18 protein-coding genes are annotated in these 18,844 nt (G+C 44.0%); 10 read left to right on the forward strand and 8 right to left on the reverse strand.

The window, feature by feature from the left end:
* Positions 1-7 precede the first annotated feature (7 nt).
* The 6 genes from purS to AABW11_RS03375 all read left to right on the forward strand — a co-directional run bounded on the left by purS (position 8) and on the right by AABW11_RS03375 (position 3,525).
* The gene (gene purS, locus AABW11_RS03350; RefSeq protein WP_340103356.1) at positions 8-271 is read left to right on the forward strand and encodes a phosphoribosylformylglycinamidine synthase subunit PurS; all 264 of its coding nucleotides are present in this window, start codon (positions 8-10) and stop codon (positions 269-271) included.
* The gene (locus tag AABW11_RS03355; protein ID WP_340103357.1) at positions 268-600 is read left to right on the forward strand and encodes an ATP-dependent Clp protease adaptor ClpS; all 333 of its coding nucleotides are present in this window, start codon (positions 268-270) and stop codon (positions 598-600) included. Before purS ends, AABW11_RS03355 begins: the two co-directional genes overlap by 4 nt.
* A gap of 5 nt (positions 601-605) precedes the next feature.
* Positions 606-1,307 carry a phosphoribosylformylglycinamidine synthase subunit PurQ gene (gene purQ / locus AABW11_RS03360; RefSeq protein WP_340103358.1) on the forward strand — a complete coding sequence of 234 codons (702 nt, stop codon included), beginning with the start codon at positions 606-608 and terminating at the stop codon, positions 1,305-1,307.
* Positions 1,308-1,310: 3 nt separating this feature from the next.
* The gene (locus AABW11_RS03365) at positions 1,311-2,348 is read left to right on the forward strand and encodes a M42 family metallopeptidase (protein ID WP_340103359.1); all 1,038 of its coding nucleotides are present in this window, start codon (positions 1,311-1,313) and stop codon (positions 2,346-2,348) included.
* A 13-nt stretch (positions 2,349-2,361) separates the two neighbouring features.
* Entirely contained in the window at positions 2,362-3,096 is a 735-nt protein-coding gene (gene lptB / locus AABW11_RS03370) for an LPS export ABC transporter ATP-binding protein (protein WP_340103360.1), read from the forward strand.
* 114 nt (positions 3,097-3,210) lie between these two features.
* Entirely contained in the window at positions 3,211-3,525 is a 315-nt protein-coding gene (locus AABW11_RS03375; RefSeq protein ID WP_340103361.1) for a rhodanese-like domain-containing protein, read from the forward strand.
* Positions 3,526-4,546: 1,021 nt separating this feature from the next.
* Here the strand turns inward: AABW11_RS03375 and AABW11_RS03380 are convergent.
* The gene (locus AABW11_RS03380) at positions 4,547-5,674 is read right to left on the reverse strand and encodes a baeRF7 domain-containing protein (protein WP_340103362.1); all 1,128 of its coding nucleotides are present in this window, start codon (positions 5,672-5,674) and stop codon (positions 4,547-4,549) included.
* A 112-nt stretch (positions 5,675-5,786) separates the two neighbouring features.
* Between AABW11_RS03380 and AABW11_RS03385 the strand changes: the two genes are divergently transcribed.
* Positions 5,787-7,034 carry an Nramp family divalent metal transporter gene (locus AABW11_RS03385; protein WP_340103363.1) on the forward strand — a complete coding sequence of 416 codons (1,248 nt, stop codon included), beginning with the start codon at positions 5,787-5,789 and terminating at the stop codon, positions 7,032-7,034.
* A 10-nt stretch (positions 7,035-7,044) separates the two neighbouring features.
* Positions 7,045-9,981 carry a hypothetical protein gene (locus AABW11_RS03390; protein ID WP_340103364.1) on the forward strand — a complete coding sequence of 979 codons (2,937 nt, stop codon included), beginning with the start codon at positions 7,045-7,047 and terminating at the stop codon, positions 9,979-9,981.
* Positions 9,982-10,143: 162 nt separating this feature from the next.
* On the opposite strand, the gene AABW11_RS03395 is transcribed toward AABW11_RS03390, so the two are convergent.
* Positions 10,144-11,571, reverse strand: a complete 1,428-nt coding sequence (locus tag AABW11_RS03395) for a Gfo/Idh/MocA family oxidoreductase (protein WP_340103365.1) — start codon at positions 11,569-11,571, stop codon at positions 10,144-10,146.
* Positions 11,572-11,966: 395 nt separating this feature from the next.
* On the opposite strand from AABW11_RS03395, the gene AABW11_RS03400 reads away from it, so the two are divergent.
* Entirely contained in the window at positions 11,967-12,239 is a 273-nt protein-coding gene (locus AABW11_RS03400) for a hypothetical protein (protein WP_340103366.1), read from the forward strand.
* A 65-nt stretch (positions 12,240-12,304) separates the two neighbouring features.
* Positions 12,305-12,949 (forward strand): hypothetical protein, encoded by a 645-nt coding sequence (locus AABW11_RS03405; protein WP_340103367.1) that lies wholly within the window; start codon positions 12,305-12,307, stop codon positions 12,947-12,949.
* Between the two features lie 129 nt (positions 12,950-13,078).
* Here AABW11_RS03405 and AABW11_RS03410 read toward each other — a convergent pair whose 3' ends face one another.
* The 6 genes from AABW11_RS03410 to AABW11_RS03435 form a co-directional block, all read right to left on the reverse strand.
* Entirely contained in the window at positions 13,079-13,738 is a 660-nt protein-coding gene (locus AABW11_RS03410) for a phosphoribosylanthranilate isomerase (protein ID WP_340103368.1), read from the reverse strand.
* Complete coding sequence (locus tag AABW11_RS03415) at positions 13,735-14,265, reverse strand: GNAT family N-acetyltransferase (RefSeq protein WP_340103369.1); 531 nt, start codon at positions 14,263-14,265, stop codon at positions 13,735-13,737. The genes AABW11_RS03410 and AABW11_RS03415 overlap by 4 nt, the downstream gene beginning before the upstream one ends.
* Before the next feature lie 73 nt (positions 14,266-14,338).
* Positions 14,339-14,578, reverse strand: coding sequence for a hypothetical protein (locus AABW11_RS03420; protein WP_340103370.1), 240 nt, complete (start codon positions 14,576-14,578; stop codon positions 14,339-14,341).
* 86 nt (positions 14,579-14,664) lie between these two features.
* On the reverse strand, positions 14,665-14,940 hold the full coding sequence (locus tag AABW11_RS03425) for a GIY-YIG nuclease family protein (RefSeq protein ID WP_340103371.1): 276 nt from the start codon (positions 14,938-14,940) through the stop codon (positions 14,665-14,667).
* Between the two features lie 105 nt (positions 14,941-15,045).
* The gene (locus tag AABW11_RS03430) at positions 15,046-15,879 is read right to left on the reverse strand and encodes a restriction endonuclease (protein ID WP_340103372.1); all 834 of its coding nucleotides are present in this window, start codon (positions 15,877-15,879) and stop codon (positions 15,046-15,048) included.
* Positions 15,880-16,364: 485 nt separating this feature from the next.
* Positions 16,365-18,833, reverse strand: a complete 2,469-nt coding sequence (locus AABW11_RS03435; RefSeq protein ID WP_340103373.1) for a toll/interleukin-1 receptor domain-containing protein — start codon at positions 18,831-18,833, stop codon at positions 16,365-16,367.
* Positions 18,834-18,844 lie beyond the last annotated feature (11 nt).

Consider the following 18,844-nt stretch of genomic DNA (forward strand, 5'->3'; position numbering starts at 1 on the left):
GACCACTATGTACAAAGCAAACGTTCATATAACACTTCGAAAATCAATACTTGATCCGAAAGGGAAGGCGGCTCACCATGCGCTGCATAACCTGGGTCTGACGAGCGTGGAAAACGTTCGTATCGGTAAGTTTATCGAACTAGATATTGATGCTGCTTCCGAGAAGGAGGCTGCCGACATCGCTGATTCTGCGTGCGCACAGCTCCTGGCCAACGAGGTAATGGAAGATTATGAAATTGAGATTTTAAAGCTGGAAACTGAAAAGGGATGACAAAATTGCTTCACAGCGTACAGATGCAGATGGAGGAGCAGGCTCCCCAGAGAGGCCCCGAAACGGAGGTGCTGGATCTGCCCGAAGAAGATGAAGCTGAAGACACACCATGGCGTGTCATATTGTATGATGACGATATTCACACCTTTGAGGAAGTGATCAACCAGCTGCTTAAAGCCTTGGGCTGCTCCGTAGAGAAGGCGGAAGAGATCACCCTAAAAGTACACAATGAAGGAAAAGCTACGGCAAAAGAGGGCTCATTTGAGGAGTGCCTCAAAGTCAACTCAGTACTGCAGGAAATTCAATTAGTCACCGAAATTAAAGGATAAAACACGTGTCAAAAAAAATTGGCGTACTCGTATTTCCCGGCTCCAACTGCGACCACGATGCCTATCATGCCATGGGCAAGATTATGGGGGCCGATACCACATTTATATGGCATAAAGATACCGATCTAACCGGCATTGATCTCCTGATTGTGCCCGGCGGATTTTCCTATGGCGATTATCTGCGCTCAGGCGCCATCGCGCGTTTTTCACCGGTCATGCAGTCTGTTGTACACTATGTAAACGCCGGCCGGCCGGTGATGGGAATCTGTAACGGCTTCCAGATATTGCTGGAAGCCAACCTTCTTCCCGGTGCCATGCTGCACAATGAAAAACTGCGGTTTGTGTGCAAGAATACATACATCAGGGTAGAGCGAGGCGATTCCCAGTTTACATTACACCTCGAAAAAGGCCAGGTGTTGTCGATTCCGGTATCTCATGGCGAGGGGAATTATTTTATTGATGCTGACGGCCTGAAGAAACTTAATGACCAGGAACAGGTATTGTTTCGCTATTGTGATGCGGACGGCAACCTGACGGAAGAAGCAAATTTTAACGGCTCCGTAGATTCAATTGCCGGAATTCTGAATGAACAGGGAAATGTGCTTGGCATGATGCCCCACCCCGAGCGTGCAATGGAGCCTATTCTTGGAAACACAGACGGTAAACTGCTGTTTGATTCACTATTTGATGAACTCCAGATCGCCTGATAAATGGATTTTTCCCTTCTGAAAAAAATCGTTGAACTTCCCGGAGCTCCAGGCCACGAAACGCCCATCAGGGCGTTTATTCGCGAACAGGTTGAGCCTCACGTTGATGAAGTCTATACCGATTCTATCGGTAACCTGGTGGCACGTGTCAAAGGCGACGGCCCCACCGTGATGATGGCCGCGCATATGGATGAAATTTCACTGATAACCACCCACGTGGACGATAAAGGATTTATCCGGTTTTCAACACTCGGTGGCTTCGATCCCGAAACACTGGTGAACCAGAGAGTATGGGTGCACGGTTCAGAAACGGTTCCCGGCGTGATTGGCGGAAAACCGATTCATACTCAATCAGATGAGCAGAAGAAATCAAAAACAAAACTAAAAGAGCTGTTTATCGATACCGGCGTGCCGGGTGATAAGGTGAAAGAGATTGTGAAGGATGGATCCGTTGTGACCCGTATGGGTGAACTGATAGAGCTGGGCGACTGCCTGACGGGCAAATCGCTGGATAACAGGATTTCCGTTTATATTTTGATAGAAGCCTTGAAAAAAGCTGCATCCTGTAACTCTGACCTGCATGCTGTGTTTACCGTTCAGGAAGAAGTGGGCATTCGGGGAGCTCGCGTGGCTGCCCAGGCCATTCAGCCGGAGATCGGCATCGCCCTCGATACCACAATTGCCAACGACCTGCCGGGATCGGGAGATCACGAATCGTGTACAAAACTTGGAGACGGCACAGCCATAAAAGTGATGGACAAAAGTGTGATTTGTACGCCGGGGCTTGTCGCTCATCTCGAAGGACTGGCAGAAGAAAAGAACATAGCACATCAGCGTGAAGTGCTGACCGCTGGCGGTACTGATACGTCGGGGATGCAATATCTGGTGGGAATTGGTAGTTATGTAACTTGTATTTCCACTCCAACACGATATATACACAGTACGGTTGAAACCGTTTCGAGATCAGATGTGGAGGCCGGTATTGAACTTGCGGCCGCCACAATTGAATCGATTGGAGATTATAAACCCGAACGGGACTAATCCCCTCACCTAAATGCTCAAACTTCACAGTGATAAACTTGTAAAAAGCTACCGCGGCCGCAAGGTGGTGGATGAGGTATCCATCAATGTGAAGCAGGGTGAAATTGTGGGCCTGCTCGGACCAAACGGAGCCGGTAAAACCACTACTTTTTATATGTTTACGGGTGTGATTCGCCCGAATAAAGGAAACATTTACCTGAACGACAAACGCCTAACTAAGAAACCAATGTACCAGCGGGCACGCCTTGGTATTGGGTATCTTTCACAGGAGGCAAGCGTATTCAGGAATCTGACGGTCCGTGAAAACCTGGAGTCTATCCTTGAGTTTCACAAGGTGCCAAAGAAAGAAATTAAACAGAAAGCTGATCAGTTGATTGAAGAGTTTGGCCTTCAAAAAGTTGTGAACAGCAAGGGAATCAGTTTATCAGGCGGCGAGCGGCGGCGTACTGAAATTGCCCGGGCGCTTATCACTGATCCGAAATTTATATTGCTTGATGAACCATTTGCCGGAGTTGATCCCATTGCCGTTGAGGATATCCAGGAGATTGTGTCGGACCTTGGGAAACGAAATATTGGAATTTTCATCACGGATCATAATGTGCACGAAACATTAGCCATTACCGATCGAGCCTACCTGATGTTTGAAGGGCGGATTTTGCGTGAAGGAACCGGCGAAACGCTGGCCGATGATGAAGAAGCACGGGAGCTCTACCTGGGGCGGCAGTTTAAATTAGATCGCTATCAGTAATTTAATTCAAATTTAAAATATTCACTTTGTTCAATAAAAGTCCCCTCCTTACACAGGAGGGGAGTCGGTTTTACCCTTATTTTAAATTGAACTCATCTTTAAACCAACATTTGCATGAAAGAAACAACCGTACAGGAACTCAAAAAAAAGAAAGACCGAAACGACGATTTTATCCTATTGGATGTGCGTGAACCTCACGAGTTTCACATCTCAAATATCGACGGCACATTGATTCCGCTGGACGATCTGCCCGCTCGGACCGATGAGCTGGATCAGGATAAAGAGATAGTAGTGATGTGCCGCTCGGGTGCCCGCAGCGCTAATGCCGTGAAATTACTCGAGGAGAAAGGGTTCAAAAATGTCTCAAATCTTGTGGGCGGCGTAAACGCCTGGGCCAAAGAGATTGATACGTCGCTGCCGGTTTATTAGTCATCGATAGCCGCTAATCATGCTCCAATAACGCTGTAATACCATTTGGGAGGTCACATGAACAATTCTCGCCCCGCTAGGGATCTCTTCGGGAAAGGGAAGGGGAGTACTCCGGCTTGCGGAGGGAGTGGTGTCTAACGGATTTATTACAAAACCGAACACCAGACTCAGACGTCGTCATCATGCTTTTGAACACCCCTCGCACCCTGTTCTAAACGAACAGGATGACCTCCCCTCGAAGGGGAGATCTGACTCACAGCCGTTATAATTCAGGCATATCATACAAACCTGAGTTCGATTATTAATCTCATTAAATGTGGTCAAAAAGTCCCCTCCTTTCTCAAGGAGGGGATTTAGGGGTGGTTTTGCCTTGGCCATCCCTGGAATAACAGTATTTTTTGAGTCTAATTTGAGCTCGAAACCTAAAGCTACCACCCCCTGCCCCTCCTTACACAGGAGGGGAGTATTCTTGCCCCGATTTACAATCGAACTCAGGTTACAATTAATTTACAATCTGTTATTTGTAGCTTCTAATTATGCCCAAAAACGGGCAACATCAATTGAGAAGTGACAGAAAATAGAATTCCATGTCGAAAGGGGAAAAGTTTAAACGAAACGGCAACGCCGGATGAGTGTAACGAGGGGTGGGTTTCGTTGTCTGGAAATGGATAAGTTCCGTGATTCTGCTCCATGCCTTCACAGAACACACCCCTGAATCCCAAAACGGACGCTACTCGTTGTTTTGTGTTTCTGTCCCTCTCGAGATGGGATTTGAAAGCTTCCTACATATTTCAACTTTAATCTGTCATCGGTAATTCTTTCTGAATTCGCGTCGAACAATCATTCCGCAATCTGTTTTGAACACACAGCGTCAGCAGATTGGAAAGATCATTCAAATAAAAAAAGGCTGCTGATGCGGATTTCAATGAATCACATCAAACAGCCTTGTTTTATAAGTTTCTGATTTAAGGTTTTATAACTCTAAAAAGAGACATTAAACCATTGGCCCGCAGACGGAGCATTAAAACCTAAACTCTGCCGCCACAGTTGATTTCATCGGCATCTCGTCACGCGGCAGAATGTAAACGTTACTGCCGGTTTCAATGCCTTTAACAGCCAGCCAGTTTAACAAGTCTACGTCTTCGTTTGATGGCTCGTCCGTCAGGTGAACTTCATGATTGTCTTCATCATAATGTCCCCAGCGGTCTTCGTTCATGGAGATGAAAATGTTTTTAGATTTCCCCATCACTGTAGATTCAATGACTTCAGATAAGTTGTTGGACACCTTTGCGCTGGTCTGTTCCGTAAACTGATCGAGCGAATTGTACATGTCTTTCAGAAAGAAGTTCTGGATTTTCTCCCAGCCTGTCTCCTTCAGATCGTGCTCTTTCATGTCATCAGGATTAGCGTTAACAGCATCATCAACCGTTCTCTTGTAGCTGTTGATAGACTTGTAGTATCCCAGGTTATCTTCTAAGCCAACAAGAACAAGCGGGTTATTCTCCTTTTTCAGTTCAGTTGTGATGTCTTTTTCCAATTCTCGAAAGTAGGCTTCAATGATGCCCCGGTGATTATCCTCTCTATTGCCGTGGCCAAAGAACATTGTCTTATCCCGATTGGCCCCTGAGTGAAACTGGAGCTGTTTTTCCTGCACAACTTCCTGGTAATCATCAATATTTGTAGTTGCGGAATCGGGTGTTATATCTGTGGCCTCATTGCGAGTGCACCGAAGGAGCCTTGCGTCTTTTCTGCTAATGGCCAGTACATTGAACCTGCCGTCAAGGCTTACCATCGGCAGTATAGGTGTGATCAGAAAGTGAGTATTTACATACGCTTTCTCCTGCACACTAAAGGGAAGCTGAAAATAATTGAAATACCCTTTTGCAAGGTAAACCACCAGTCCGGAATCCTGATGAGACCAAAATATTGGTTGTTCCAGCAATTCTTTTGCAGGTTTTAAAATCTCATCAATTTCTGGCTGCTTCATTCCCCGGTCAGTGAGTGTATCAGAAACATCAGTTAATAGATTTTTTAACCGAATAGGATCTTGTTTAATTTCTTCGCCCACTCGGTGGGTGGGCATCGTTATGGAGATCAGTGGGTTGCCATCTTTTTCGATAATCTCTTCAACTGTTTTATCACTTACCATGCTTTACCTCATGTGTTTCTTGGGGTTATGGTTCTATTCATCTACTATTATAACAAAAAAATCTTTGCTATAATGGTTCCAATAGAATGATACGGAAGATAGATTAAATTAAATGGGCACAGGCTTAAAAAAAAGCATTGGGCCGGGGCTTGTAATGGCTGCGGCGGCGATCGGAGTTTCTCACCTTGTACAGTCTACCCGGGCAGGGGCTGAGTTTGGGTATGCACTGGTCTGGGCCATTATGCTGGCTAACCTGTTTAAATACCCGTTCCTGGAATTTGGCTCGCGCTATGCCATTGCAACCGGTAAGCATATGATCCACGGGTATGCAAAACTTGGCCGATGGGCACTTTGGGCGTATATACTTTTTACCGTGGGAACAATGTTTGCCATTCAGGCGGCCGTTACAATTGTGACCGCAAGCCTGGCTGCAGAACTGACCGGCATACAGCTGAACGCCGGCCTGTGGAGCGCTATTATTCTGGGCCTCTGCATCCTTTTACTCATTAAAAACAGCTATGCGGTACTTGACTCGGTGATCAAGCTGTTTATGATTGTTCTGGCTGTATCAACACTGGTTGCCGTTGTTGCGGCGGTGTTTCAGTCAACGGGTGGAGCCCAGGAGCCCATATTGGTTGCTCCAGAGATATGGACGGTGTCGGGCGTGGCGTTTTTAATAGCTCTTATGGGCTGGATGCCTATTCCAATAGACGCATCAGTATGGCACTCTATCTGGACGCTGGAGCGTATCAAGCAGACCCGCTACACGCCGAAACTACGGGAATCACTCATCGATTTTAACATTGGCTACATTGGGGCGGCACTGTTTGCCCTTGGCTTTCTTGTACTGGGTGCCGAGGTAATGTTTGGCTCAGGTGAAGCCTTTGCTGCCAGCGGCGTGCAGTTTTCTCAGCAGCTGATCAATCTCTATACCGTCACTCTGGGTGATTGGGCCTACCTGTTTATCTCAGCCTGCGCGTTTTCAACAATGTTCAGCACCACGTTTACAGTTACGGATACCTACCCAAGGGTTTGCAGCGAGCTATTGAATCTTCGAACCCCCGAAACAATTGACCGCGGCAATCTCCAGTATAGGGTTCTGCTGGTTGGAATCACCGCAACGTCTGTTGCTCTTCTTTTTTTGATGGGTGACCGGTTCCGGCTGCTGATTGATCTTGCAACAACTCTCTCATTTTTAACGGCGCCCGTCCTGGCCTACATTAACTACCGGCTTATTTTTCACAGCGATGTGGATCCTGAATTTCATCCGCCGGGATGGTTGCATTATCTTGCTATTTGCGGCCTGTTCTTTTTAACCGGCTTTGCTCTGTTTTATATATACTGGATGATAGGTATTTGACCCCAAACGCATGATGAAGTCATATTTTCTGCTACTGTTACTCGCAACTGCCCTGATCGGTGAGGCCAACGCTCAGTTTGGTCAGGTTAGAGCTCAGGTTTACGGCACGCAATATCGAATGCCAGGCCAGGATTGGCGACAGCTCCAAACCGACCGGTTCCGGGTGATTTATCCCGCCCGCTATGACTCCCTGGCGAAGGAAACGATGGCAATACTGGAGCTTGAATACGCCAATATTCAGCAGCTTGTAGGCGGTAACCTTCAAGATTTTCCGGTCATTCTTAACCCTGCCAATGACCGCTCGAACGGATTTGTCTCGCCGTTTAATTTCAGGTCGGAAATTGAGATCGCCCCGTTTTTGGGCAAATCCCTGAGCCCAAGCTCAGGTAATTGGCTCGAAACAGTGGTACCACATGAGCTTGTTCATGCGATGCATTTCAGCGTGAATCCGCCATCTATTGTACGTCCGTTGGGACTGTTCTCTCCAGACTTGCGGCGGTCAATCCACGCTGCAACACCTTTTGGATTTATCGAAGGCATTGCCGTTGAACATGAAAGCCACGGTGTGATGGATGGAGCCGGACGGGGCAATTACCCGTACTTCAATAATCAGTTCCTGTCAATGATTGGAGCCGATGATCCCTGGTCAATGGGCCAGCTTGTGCAGACATCAGCCTACACGCCGCCATTTAACCGGCACTATATCGGCGGTTATAGGTTTGTTCACTGGCTTCAGGATGGCTACGGAGAAGATGCGATGCGGGGATCAATCCGTCGTCATTATCAGCTGCCATTTCTGGGTTTCGGTGTTGCAGTGCGGCGAACGACCGGTCAGTGGCCGGGCGAGCTCTACGATGAGTTTATTGAGGAGCAGAGAGAATTGTTTAGTAAAAAAATGGATGATCTGAACGCCGATACGGACCTGAGCTCAGAGGAATTGCCATTTAACGCCACATGCCGTCGCGCAAGCCGGCCGGTATGGATCAGCAATACTGAAATACTTTTTTACGGGCGATCCTGCAACCGCCAAACAGGTTTTTATATTCACAATACCGTCAAGCAGGCCACGGAGTTGTTTCACGAGGTTAGCATTACCGGAGATTTTCATTACTCACTGTCAGGCGATAAATCTTCGCTGGTTTATTCGCGCTTCCATACAGATCCAATATATGACAACAGTTTTCTTGCTGATGTGCATGAGTTATCGCTTGAAACCGGTGAGGGCAGAAGGATCACGAATAAATTGCGGGTAACCTCCCCGTCGTACTGGAATGAAAACATCCTTGCAGCCCAGGCAGATGGCCAGACGCGTCGTTTAGTCGTTCTTGATTCCAGGTCAGGCGAGGAGTTGCGAACATATCAAAATGCTGAAAACGCTACGGTGATTAGCACGGCGCCAAAGCCAAATAACCTTACCGCAATTCTCGGAAAAAAACATGGTGTTCAGGCAATTTGGTTAGAGGATCTTACCGCGGTAAACACCCTGTTCAATCGAAAGCCTGACATTGTATTTGAGGGTGCATCCATTTTTGATCCGGCCTGGAATGAAGCAGGCGATGTGCTGTACTTTTCGGCGGACAAAGGTGGTGCTATGAATATTTATGAATTTGATATCGAAACAGAAACCGTCCGCAGGATCACCGATAGCAGATATATTGCTATGGAAAGCTCTGTTTCACCTGATGGAAATCGACTGGCCTACATCAATCAGAAAAAAAATGAACAGCTTCCGGTAATACTGAATTCGTCTGATTTCTATGATCAGCAGTTGTCAGGCGAAGAGTGGGGAGTCACAGAACACGTAAGTGAGATGCTCGACAGGCCGCTGCTGAACGACCAGAACGCGCAAAGATCACTTCGCGAAAATAATTGGGAGGAGTCTGGCTACTCCACTGGTCTCGGCTGGCTGAAACCACGATTGTGGCTCCCGGTAGCAGAAAGCGAAATTGATGACCTGGACCGGCTTGGTGTGTCGCTGGAAAGTGTTGACCTCCTCAGCCAAAACGCATACTCAATGGAGTTAACCTATTTCAGGAGCGCGTTTTGGTTTGATGGGACCTACCGGTATAAAGGCAAGTGGCCGGGTTTTGAGCTCGATGTGTTTAACCGGCCATCCGTGTTTACATTCAGTTTTGAAGGTGAAAATGAACAAACCCGGTTTCTTCCTACGATTGCTCAGCAGCGAGGCAGCACGTTTTCCTTACCATTTCGGTACAGACTGGAACAAAACACACGTTTTTCATCATTTCTCGCAGAGCCTGAGTTTTCACTGAGGCAGGTTCGGTTTATGAACTTTGATGATGCCTCACAGGCGATATCTGAATACGAACAGCCGATTTACACGCTCGGGCTGAATACAACGCTGAATCTTGGGCTGCGTCAGTATACGCGTGATGTGCAGCCCAATAGCGGCCTTCAGTTATTCACGCAATCGCGAATTGGCCTCAACTCAAGCGAGTACACAATTCCGCTACCGGGGGGCACATCCACAAACCCCATCCGGCGGCGAAGTGGATTTCGTGCCGGCGCGGTGTGGTATGTGGCTCCGCTGAGCCGCTTCAACCAGTCGCTGAGAGTGTCGGCCCAGGGATTTACACAAACCAGCGGTCTTGTATTTGATACCGAGTCGGTTGTGTCTAACCTTTTCGAAACCGGCGTGACCCGCGGCGCTACAGAGTTCGGGGTTCTGGACACCCGCTACACCATTCCGCTGATCTATCCCGATGACGGTGGCTTACTGCTGCCGGTTTACCTGTCCAATATTTATATGGTGCTTTTCTCACAAACAGTAGCCGATTTAGACCGGGTTCAGTCATCAGCCCGAACAATTCTGGGCGCAGGCATCCGGTCGAAATTTAAGATCGGCAACCTACAGCTGGATATTGGCATTGCAGTGGGATGGGAGCCGGCCCGGAATCGTGTGGATTACTTGCTGGGGAGTTTTTAGGGTTACCTATATGTCAGATCCGCAATGTCTCATTGAGACATTGCGGATCTTCAAAAATATCAAGGAGCCTGTGACTATACCCCATACCATTATCCGATACCCAGAAATTTGACTTCACACGTTCGATGCACATACACTGTGTGGATATTTGGAAACTTTTTCCTAAAGCATCCTCGTCGGGTGAGGTTTCAGCGAGGTTAAATCCTCAATTTTCACTGGCTTCCCGGATTCAATACTATTACGAGCGGCAATTCCGATCAGGATTGACATGGCCCCATCCCGGCTCCCGGCGGCAAGATTCAGAGGGTCATGGGTTTCCGTATCACGGAAGATTTGATTCTGGAGTCGTTCATCTCCGCCGCCATGCCCGCCGCCGCTTTGAGTTACTTTAATATGTTCATAATCAGCAGTAAAGTTATCCATTACCATAATTTCTTCGAAATCAGTGGCTTCGTCAATTTCTTCCTGCGACATCTCCTGGGCATGCAATTCACTTTGGTTAATCTTCTCCTGTTCTCTCCATGGAATTCCATGCCATGCATCAATCCGTCCATCAAATCCGTTGAAGCCGATCTTCATTCCTTCATAAGGGGAATATGTGGTTAGAGAATAATTTACCTGGACATCATTCGCGTATTTCACCTGGACAGACATTTTATCGTAAATATCAATCTCATGTCTCCAGAGACAGTTATCACGCAGGTAGCCATCATGATTTTCATTGGCTACATAGAGATCCATGTACGTATCATTTTCAGTGATGTCCCAGTAAAAATCACAACTACTTTGGTACGGACAGGTTCGGCATTTATTCCCTCTGAAGGGATTATTACTTCCATAATGCTCCAGCGAGCCTTTCGCATAGACTTCAACCGGATCTGAATTCAGCCACCAATTCAACAGATCAAAATGATGCGTGGCTTTGTGAACCAAAAGCGTCCCGCCACTCGCTTCAATGCCGTGCCACCGGCGAAAATAGGAAGCGCCATGATAGACATTCAGGTACCAATGAAAATCCACAGATGTAATTTTACCCACACGCTGATTCATCAGAAGTTCTTTGATTTTAGTGTGATGTGGGCTGTAGCGGTAGTTAAATCCAACAATTAATTCGGCATCTGATTCTTTCTCAGCATCCAGGATAGCTTGACATTTGTACTCATCGGTAGTCATCGGTTTCTCCGTGATTACATCGATATTCCGTTCGAGCCCTTTTATGATGAACTGATGATGCGTCGCATCCACAGTGGTCACAATCAACAGGTCCGGTTTCGCAGTATCCAGCATCTCATCAAAATCGGTGAAGGTGGGGCAATCGGCTCCAATAAACCCTTTTCCATAATCCAGCCGGCCGGGGTTGATGTCACATAAACCAACGAATTCAATCACGTCATTATATCTCTCCTGCAAACGTCGTCCCCAAAATGTAATTCCGCGAATTCCGGTCCCCACAAGAACCACTCTTCTTTTATTAAATAAATTATTGATGCCTCCTGCTCTGGAGAATGCTGGCCCTGCCAATAAAGCTCCTCCTACTGCTACTCCGGTTGATTTTATGAATTGCTTTCGGGTGTATTGGTCCTTTTTCATAGTTCGCTGGCTTTAAAGTGGCAGTTAAAAAAACACTCGGATTATCAATACTTGATTTAATATGTAACTTGAATGTATAAAAATGAAATACTTTCTAATGAATAGTCATCGGATGAGTTTGTCAACCCTTTGCCCTTTGCTTTTTTAGAGTATATTCACTCATTTTATGACTTAACCGTTACTCAAATCTGAAAAAAAATCAGTCGCATTCTGGTAACAAATCTTTTCAACAATCTTCCTGACACTATCCCATGACAACTGACAACAAGGATTGAAAATGATCCAGATGATTGCTTATGGATTAAGCACAGATCCGCAATGTCTCAAAAAGACATTGCGGATCTTGTTAAAGGTCACTTTTTTAAAGTAAGATTCAAGCACATAATCGGAGAAACATGGCTAATCCAAGAGAGCCTTTTGAACCAGACACTATTTACCATGTTTATAATCATGGAAATGGCAATGACCTGATCTTCAAAGAGGATAAAAACTATCGCTTTTTTCTTGAGCGATTCAGGAAGTACATGAGCCCGGTTGCAAAAATTTATGCCTACTGTTTAATGCCCAATCACTTCCATTTTTTATTGAGGATTAGGAATGAAGAAAAGTTGGGTAGTTATTTTGAAGAGCTATATCCGAAGGAAAGAAGATCCGCAATGTCTCAATGAGACATTGCGGATCTTGTTAAAAGTCACTTTACTAAAGAAAGATCCAAGCAACTAATCGGAGAAACATGGCTAATCCAAGAGAGCCTTTTGAACCAGACACTATTTACCATGTTTATAATCATGGAAATGGCAATGACCTGATCTTCAAAGAGGATAAAAACTATCGCTTTTTTCTTGAGCGATTCAGGAAGTACATGAGCCCGGTTGCAAAAATTTATGCCTACTGTTTAATGCCCAATCACTTCCATTTTTTATTGAGGATTAGGAATGAAGAAAAGTTGGGTAGTTATTTTGAAGAGCTATATCCGAAAGAAAGAAGATCCGCAATGTCTCAAAAAGACATTGCGGATCTGGTGTCGAGGCAGTTCAAAAATATGCTGATCTCCTATTCAAAGTCATTTAATAGCATGTATAACAGGCGGGGGAGCCTTTTTCTGGATAATATTGAACGCATCTCTATTCGCGACGATGAGTATTTCACAAATATGATCCGCTATATTCATTTCAATCCTGTGCTCCATGGATTTGCAGACACTCCGGAAAAATGGAAATTTAATTCTATTCATACTTACTACTACGCAGATAAACGGAGTTCTGTAAGCAGAAGAGAAGTATTTGAATGGTTCGGAGGTCCCGGCCAATTCAAAAGGTTTCATCAACATATACAAGAAGATGAGTTTGATACCATCAATCATTTGAAACTTGAATGAGGCAATGAAATGATCCATAAGAGATAGATCCGCAATGTCTCATTGAGACATTGCGGATCTCGTATACACCACCGTCCTTATCCTCGAACCGCAAACTTACAATAACAGTATCAGGTCAATTGATTCAATTTAAATTGACGAATTGACTGCCTCAAAAAACTCTCTCAGTTTCTGTTCATCAAGTTTGCCGTTTGTCCGAACGCCGCTGCATAGGTCAATACCAAAAGGCTGAACGGTTTTAATGGCCTCGGTAACATTTTCTTTGGTGAGTCCACCTGCGAGGAACAGGGGGATTGATATGGATTCTCTTATTTTTCTGCTGATGTCCCAGTTATGGGTCCGGCCGGTACCGCCAAGCTCTTTGACCGATGCTGTTGGATTGCCGCTATCAAGTAGAATTGCATCCACGAATTCCGAAATCTCAACGGCTTCTTTGATCGATGATTTGTCCATTACGTGAATGACCTGCACCAGCTTTACTCCCCGAAGTTGTTCACGGAGAAAGCCGTAATCCCGATTATTAAGCTCATCAACAAGCTGAATAGTGTTTGTATGAACCCGCTTGTAATGACTTACGATCTCTTTTGGATTGGTTTCGCTGGTCAGAAGAAACGTAGAAATGGGAGGAGGCACTGCATCAGCTATAATTCGAATTTGTTCATCATCGATCACACCAGGCCCGCTTGGCATTCGACTAACAAGTCCCAGCGCCGATGCACCGTGATTAATTGCCATTTCTGTTTCCTCAATACTGCTTATGCAACAAATTTTCACCCTTGGCCTTATCATGGAGAACTAAATTCTTTTGGGTAGTTAACGGTTCCCGACACATGTTGGAGTCCTCCCGGCCCAAGCTCAATCGCCATAAACGCTTCTGAAGAAACATCAAACGGCGCTTTGATTCCCCATTGTCCAGCAGGTTCAAATCCAAACCTTGGATAGTAGTCAGGGTGGCCCAGAACAATGACAGATTTAAAACCGAGATGTTTTGCAACATCAAATCCATGCCGTATAAGCCGCCCGCCAATTCCCTGGTTCTGCAGATCAGGACGTACGGCCATCGGGGCAAGCGCGAGGCTGTCATGTTTTATTCCGTCGCCATCATGGATTGATATCTTCGTGAACAGAATGTGCCCAGCAATCCCATTCTCTGATGCTGCAACGATTGAAAGCTCCGGGATAAAGGCAGATGAGTTTGTTCGTAGTGCATCCACAAGGTTAGCTTCATCCTCGCGATCAAACGCCGTGCGGTTCACATCGTAAACCTCTGCAATGTCCGAGGCTGTTTCTTTCCTGATCGTAAGTTGAGGGGGCATTTCAGTCAATGTTTTAAGCTTTATCTCGGGAATCCGGCAGGCAGCCGATAGGTCTATATGCTGTGCATTTCAGCTATTTATCTTCAGGAAGATTTTCGAACATCTCTTTTTTCTGCTCAAACCATTCCGTCATCGCATCCGGAGATTTCATCTTCTGCTGCATCTTTTTCATGGCATCGATGTGCGGCTGGTCCCCTTTCTGCATCATCTCCATACCGTGCGATTTGCTTAATTCAGCGATTTCATTAAAGCTGCCGGCGCTGAACTTCTTATCACAAGCACCGCCTAATTCCCTGCATGTCATTGTTTTCATACGATTTGATTATGTGAGTGTTGTTTGGTGATGAAAGCGATGCTGTCTGGCAGACACAGCAACATATGAAATTACAGGTACTTAAATCATGGATTATCATTGTTCAGTTCATTCGAATCACTCCGGATAAATCCGATAAGCTGCTCGCGGTTGACGCTCGATTTGATCTGAACTTCTTTTTCACGGGCTGCATCAGCCGAATCAAACGACTCTCTGTACATTAAATTCCAGGGCAAGCCGGTTTTGGTGTGTTTGTTTTTACCGGAATTATGCCGGGCCAGGCTTTTCTCCAGGTTTGATGTTTTGCCCACAAAATAGCGATCGACCAGCGGGCTGTAGAGTATGTAAACAGTAGTTTTCATCAGGTCTGATTCAGCTCCGATTATACGAAGGAATAATCAAACATAATGTAAATGGGGGAGATATCTGAGAGAAACGGATAAAATCATACATTAAAATGCAAAAGGTCACCTGCTAATCTCTTCAGCCTCCCTGGCAATTCTGTTGATCTGCCTTGGGTTGATGCCGGCCGTTTCAAGGCATGTTTTATCGTCTGCAATCTGAGTGCAAAAAATGATATCCTGGTTCAGAATCTGATATTTTTCCTCTTTCGTCAGAGTTGACAGGCAGGTGACCGGGTAGAGGTTTAAATAATCAACCAAATCTTTGACACCCTTTTTTCGGGGATAATCCCAGCTCAGCAGTTTCAACCCAATGCAGTTACCGTACTCTTCCGCGTCGTACGTGAACCGCGAATTAGTAACCAGCCAGGCTTTATGGATTTTTTCAGCAGGTTCCGTTCCGTCGCTCCAGTTCTGTTTTACATCCTGGAATCGGGACTGGACGTAAAGAGGCACATTTACATTGCAGCGCTGCTCATCGCGGGTACAAAATTTACACTCTACCAGGAGATATGCATCATCATTTTGCGCGATTACGTCAATGTCGTGGGTGATGCAGTTGCCAAGAACGGTTACGCCCAATTCAGTTTCGTACCCCAGTCGGCTAAGCAGTTCAGCAATAAACGATTCGAACGGAAATTCGGAATCACCCAGTTCGAAAAGAGCCTCCTTTAACCTGTAGCGTCCAGCCGATCTCTTTGAAAAACTCCGTAGAGATTTAAATGCTTCCTTATAAATGTCTTCTGTTGAGATGCCGTCATAAAGAATTCCCTGAACTCTGTTTACCGTTTCGTCAATTTGATGTTCAGGTGCCCCGGCACTTTGCAGGGATTGACGAAGTTTGGATTCATCATATGTTTCTGTATTTCCGGAATACTTGGTGACATGAACCGGGGCCATAGCAGGGTAGGTTAATTATGTTAGCTGTCTGAGGCCTAATATACAATGAAATTTGTTTTATGCTTGATTAACCCGGGTGTTTCTAAAGAGTATGGATGCTCCCGCATTTGGGGTGATCTTATGCATGAAGCCGAACTTACAGGAAGACAGCTCGTTCAATTTCGACGATTAGTTAAGAAACTCACCAAGAAGAACAATTCTCGAATGGCTAAGATGATTACCCTCCCTCTTAATCTTACCATATTCGGCTATTGGGGTAGTTTTGTAGAGGCACTTAATTGGGTTGAACAAGCGTATTAGGCTACACCACTTAAGCCAGACTCACCTTAGTGAAATTGGGTTCGTATTCGGTTGATCGCTTAAACTGCATCAAACAACCAAAATAAAAGTTGGTATGTCAAAAGTTGTACTTAGCTGTGAGTTGTTATCAGATCCGAATGGTATTGGGACTATGGGCTTGTTTATAGTCCCATACTTCGCCGTAATTAAATTTGGGATTGTTCGATCTCGTTTAGTTCTTGAGTAAGTTTTCTCTTTCTAAAATGATTGATAGTTGGTGTATTGTCGATCAAATATTTGGCATCGTAGATTTCACCATTTAGAGTCATTAAAATAGCTTTTCTCATGATATACATAATGCTCTGTTCTCCAACTATTAGTCTTAGTTTATCCAAGGTGTCACTCATTTGAGCAGTCTTCCCTAAAACTCTTAGGATCTCGAATTTTTGTATTAATGGATAAGGTGAATTGGGAAAATCTGCTATGCCATTTTCTGCATACTCCAAAGCTTTATCAGTATCCTTTTTGACAATTTGGTAGTATCTACTTTTTGTTGTTAGCTCAATTTCTTTTCCTCTTTCTGTTTTTACCTTTTCAAGGTCATGAATCAGTTGATCCAATGTAGAAACAGTCTTTTTATCATATCTATTTGTTGTATTGAGAATGCAAATAAAATAAGATTGAATATGCAAAGGGTTAGTTGTACTGTGAATATAATTCTCTTTAGCATACTTTTTTGCATTCTTGTAATCATTATTATCCATATATGACTGGACTAATTCATGCTTTGCTCGGTGAAAATTAGGGCTGTCTTGTAACGCTAGTAAAAATCTATCAATTGCTTGATCAAATTTACCAATGCGACGATAATAGTAACCGAGTAGGAAATCATATTCTCGTGTGTGTCTGAAAAACTGTACTTCTTCTAAAAATTTTTCACTCGCCATTCGAGCATAAGAAAGACAAACCCAATATTTTATCTCTCGTAAAATAAATTCATCAAGGTTTTCTTCGTTCTCTAAAATTGTTCTTCCAAGGTCTATAACTCCAGAATAATCTCTGTCATTTTGATACTTATCAATCATTGATTTTAAGTAGTGAGAAGGAATTAGATACTTTTTTGGAATTTTAAACCCGTTGTTTAGCGCTTTTTTAATTGAAATAAAAAAGTTGGAAATATCTTCTACGTGTAAGTCTTCGTTTTTTACCCATTGATCGACGTGCCTCTTTAGATTTTTTTCATATTTATTGGATAATTTTTTATTCCCTCTCATTATATAATTCCGGACAGCATCTATCAGTCGGATGTATTCTTTATTACGTCCGAATAGTTCACAAATCGCCTTGTTAATGAAATCATCGATATAATTTAATGATATTTCTTCATTTTCGAGAAGCGTTGAAAGAAAGTCATAACTGATAAAGTCAAATTCAGATAATAGACGAAGTAGTTCGAAAGCTTTGGCATCATCTTCAAACTCAGTCAATAAAGTGCTTATTTGGTCATGATTGAACTCCCTTATTTTGTCAACATTCTTTTTTGCATAAGGAAGGCCATTTTTCTTGATGAAATTCGAGGTGTAATATACATGCATTGGATAACCGGAGAGATGCTGGGAAAAGAATTTAAGGTCTTCTGAACTCAATCTAAGACCCTTAAGGTCACAGTATCTCTTGAAGAGCCCCTTACGTTCACTTCGAGATAATTCTGGTACCTCCATATAGTAAATTGAATCGTACCTATTTAAAAATCCCTTGTTGGTGTTGAATCTTGAAGATATGCACAAAGCAATTTTGCTTTGGTTTATACATCCTAATTCTAAGATCTTCAAAAACCAATTTGCTATATGTCCACCAGGTAAGATGATTCCACCTGTATCTTCAATGAATATTATTTCATCTGAAGATTGAATATCATTAATCAATTTACATGCAATATCTGCTTTCTGTTCAATACTCTTACTAATAAGATTATCTGTGCTTATGTCAGCAGAAATACCCAAGTCATAACATTTGAGTATGAAATCTTCGATACTTTCATGGCTGTCAATAGGTATAACATATGGTTGAAAAGACTGCTTCAAAACTACATTGGACTTAATTAAGCAGTGTTTCATTAATGATTTTCGACCAATATTAGGCAAGCCTGAGGCAAAAATTACACAAGGTAAGTCCAAATCATAATCATCAATTCTTTGCTCAAACTCTCTAATCAATCCGTTTCTTCCTACAAAGATTGATTTTCTTGCTTCAAGTGTAGGATGTTTTTCCCAAGATAGCTCTTGGAGTTTTTGTTTGATTAATCTTGAGAAAATGACAGGTCTTGCCACATACTTAACATTATAGTGATCTGTAAGCCATTTTGGTATGTCGGTTGATTTATAGGATATATTTGGATCTATTATTATTGGTAATATTTTTACTAGGTTTCTCTCTTCAAGGCCTTGCGCTTGGTCCATTTCCCGCTCAACCCACTCAGATTTAAGTGAGTTTTCAGATATAAATAAGACAAATAAGTCAGTTTTATTTAATCCATTCATTATTTCATCTAAAGTTTTTCCTCCCGCCTCAAATGAGAATTCATCGTAGATTATATCGGATTTTCGCAGTTCTTTAATTACTTGTCTAACATATTTTTTGTCTTTACTGCTGTGTGATAGAAATACTTTTGGCATGATGAAATACT

The organism is Rhodohalobacter sp. 8-1 (assembly GCF_038150125.1).
In the GTDB taxonomy this organism is placed as follows: domain Bacteria; phylum Bacteroidota; class Rhodothermia; order Balneolales; family Balneolaceae; genus SW132.